The 2,627-nt window shown below is 62.4% G+C and carries 4 protein-coding genes; 2 read left to right on the top strand and 2 right to left on the bottom strand.

Annotated elements, in window-relative coordinates:
- Positions 1-115: 115 nt before the first annotated feature.
- Positions 116-271, bottom strand: coding sequence for a hypothetical protein (locus tag AVHM3334_RS23490; protein WP_284415848.1), 156 nt, complete (start codon positions 269-271; stop codon positions 116-118).
- Positions 272-456: 185 nt separating this feature from the next.
- Between AVHM3334_RS23490 and AVHM3334_RS23485 the strand changes: the two genes are divergently transcribed.
- Entirely contained in the window at positions 457-861 is a 405-nt protein-coding gene (locus AVHM3334_RS23485; protein WP_284415847.1) for a helix-turn-helix domain-containing protein, read from the top strand.
- The gene (locus tag AVHM3334_RS23480; protein ID WP_284415846.1) at positions 861-2,156 is read left to right on the top strand and encodes a type II toxin-antitoxin system HipA family toxin; all 1,296 of its coding nucleotides are present in this window, start codon (positions 861-863) and stop codon (positions 2,154-2,156) included. The genes AVHM3334_RS23485 and AVHM3334_RS23480 overlap by 1 nt, the downstream gene beginning before the upstream one ends.
- 211 nt (positions 2,157-2,367) lie before the next feature.
- Here AVHM3334_RS23480 and AVHM3334_RS23980 read toward each other — a convergent pair whose 3' ends face one another.
- On the bottom strand, positions 2,368-2,484 hold the full coding sequence (locus AVHM3334_RS23980) for a helix-turn-helix transcriptional regulator (RefSeq protein ID WP_349816646.1): 117 nt from the start codon (positions 2,482-2,484) through the stop codon (positions 2,368-2,370).
- Between the last annotated feature and the right edge of the window lie 143 nt (positions 2,485-2,627).

The following is a 2,627-nucleotide window of genomic DNA, read 5'->3' as shown; positions in this document are numbered from 1 at the left end:
GGTCGCGCTGCGGCTTTTATGCGCCCGATTCGGGCTGCCGATGCAGGCGGTCATCGCCGCGTTGTTCGCCGCACACGGTGACCGCCGACCTGTCCGCGGTTGAGAACGGAATTGTTCAGGGCGGACTCGTTATCGAGGCGAGCGGCAGCGCCTCCTGCAAAGGCAGGTGATAGACCGTCTCGTAGAGCGTGGGCAGCCAGTTGTTGATGCCATTGGCAACGAAGCAGGACGCGGCCGAGAGCGTGCGCGTCAGCGACTCGCAGTGGCTCAAGCTGAAGCTTCAAGTGCCGGGCTATCAGTAGTAGTGACTGCAGAAGCAGTCCGTAAAATAGATAGTGACTGTTTTGGCAGGCGTTGGGCATTTCCACTATTTTTCGTGAAAGCCCCAACTCAAATGCACCATAATGCCTTTAATTGAAGTCACTAAAGCGCTTATTGGCCATAATAGGAGGCACTATGGCTAAACTTGCCCTCCCCTCCAAAAAGGCTACTTCCGCGTTGGAAAAGCTGGGACATGACGTCCAGATCGCGCGCAAACGGCGCGAATTCACCCAGAAACGTCTGGCAGACGGGGCGGGTATCAGTCGCGCCACACTGCAAAAGGTCGAGGCGGGCGATCCAGGCGTCTCACTCGGTGCCCTTGCCATGGTGCTGCTCGCCCTCGGTGAGATCGATCGCCTGGGGCAGCTCCTGGACGTTGCCCGTGACGATGTGGGCTTGGCGATCGCAGTCAGGGACCTGCCGCAGCGCGTTCGCAGTCCCCGTTCGCAAGCCAAGCCCAGCGGGCCGCGCACCACGCCGAACGCGTCGGTCCGCCCAGGCGTACCGACGGCTTCCGTTAGTGAGCCCGAGGTGTTCTGATGGCCCAGACGAAGCTGCAAGTCTGTTTGGGCGCCGCTGAAACGCTGGTGGGCTCGCTGACCTTTGAGAGCACTGGCAACCGCGAGCACAGCGTGTTCCAGTACGCCGAGGGCTGGCTGGAGAACCCGCGCGCCTTCGCGCTGGAGCCTGGGCTGCCGCTCGACGACCAGAGGCGATTCTTCAAGGCTGATGCGCCGCGAGGCTCGCCCCTGCCCCATGCAGTTGCCGACTCCCTTCCGGATTCGTGGGGTCGCAGCATTGTTCGCAAGGATGCGGCACTCAACCGCGATCGCGGCGGGCCGCTGACCGAGTTGGACTACCTGGCGTCGGTCGACGACTTCAGTCGTATGGGTGCTCTGCGGTACCGCCTGGACGCGCCAGACGGCCCCTTCTTGGCGGGAGAGCCTGCCGGACGGCACTGGGTGCCACCCCTGCTGCAGCTCGATCAGCTGAGCCATGAGATCGCTGCCTTTGAGCGCGACGAGCCCGACATGGTCGCGCTGCGCCGGCTTCGGCAGATCGGTACAGTCTTCGGCGGGGCCCGCCCGAAATGCTCGATCCTCGACGCGGACGGTCGTTTAGCGCTGGCGAAGTTCACCAGCACCACCGATACGATGGCAGTCGAACGCGCAGAGGTGATGACGCTCGCGCTGGCCAGCCGTTGCGGCTTGCGGGCGGCCGAGGCTCGCATCGAGATGAGCGCCGGCCTGCCAGTGGCAATTCTTCGCCGATTCGACCGGCTCAACGGCGGCAGGCGCCCCTATATCTCCGCTCAGACCATGTTGGAGGCCCCGACGGCTGATGGCTCGACCTACGTGGAGATCGCCGATGCGATCCGAATGCACAGCATCGACCCGACCGCTGCGCTCGAAGAGCTCTTCAAGCGAATCGCGTTCACCATCCTGGTGTCCAACGTCGACGACCACCTCAAGAACCACGGATTCCTGTACGTGGGACAGAAGCAGTGGGAGTTGTCACCGCTGTTCGACGTCAATCCTGCACCGGAACGTTTTCGGGAGCTCAAGACGGCGATCGCCGATGCAGCGGAGCCAGAGGCGTCGGTGGCCTTGCTGGTGGAAAACGCGGTCTTCTTCGATCTCGACCGCAATACGGCTGCGACCTCGATCCAGTCCATGGCACAGGTGATCGCCGAGAGCTGGTGCGGGCTGGCGGACAGCGTGGGGATGACCCGCAAGGAACGCGATGTGTTCGAGGGCGCCTTCGTGCATCCGGAAGCCAAGGCAGCTTTGAGCATGGCGCCGACACCGGCTACCAGAGCTCTACCGAGGCCCTGACGGTACGCAAAGGTGTGCCTGCGCCCAGCCGGAGCCAACGGCAGAGGCACCAGTCTGGATCGACACTCAGCCTGAAAGGAACTGGCGCGCTACTTCGAATTGCGGAAGTCGAGATCGCGACCATGGTCAAGGGCCTCTGTTCTGCGGTGAGCCGCGAGGCTGCAGCGCTTGTCCCGCGTCACCGACCATTCGCGTCACATTGACGGTCGAATCAAAGCGCTGCCGAGCCCCGGTTCATGCTGGCGATGCATGCGTCGATATCGGCTTCCTTCCAGGCAACAGTTCGTTTTCCGATGCGCACCGGTTGCGGGTGCAGCCCGGTTCGCATGCCTGCGTAGTCTTGCTGTAAGCCGTCAATAAACCACGCCCTTCATTTCAGCATGCTGACCTGAGAGGCTACGTTCCCACGTACATGTAGATGGGAACGTAATGTCAGAGTGGATTTTGGATCTGGCCGAACGGCTGATCGTC

This window comes from Acidovorax sp. SUPP3334, from assembly GCF_030159055.1.
GTDB lineage: Bacteria > Pseudomonadota > Gammaproteobacteria > Burkholderiales > Burkholderiaceae_C > Paracidovorax.
Note: the sequence above shows the minus strand (reverse complement) of the source record. Positions and strands in the feature narration are given on the sequence as shown.

Coding starts and splice junctions, on each gene's coding strand:
- AVHM3334_RS23485 (WP_284415847.1), top strand. CDS start 457: ATGGCTAAACTTGCCCTCCCCTCCAAAAAGGCTACTTCCGCGTTGGAA.
- AVHM3334_RS23480 (WP_284415846.1), top strand. CDS start 861: ATGGCCCAGACGAAGCTGCAAGTCTGTTTGGGCGCCGCTGAAACGCTG.
- AVHM3334_RS23980 (WP_349816646.1), bottom strand. CDS start 2,484: ATGCGAACCGGGCTGCACCCGCAACCGGTGCGCATCGGAAAACGAACT.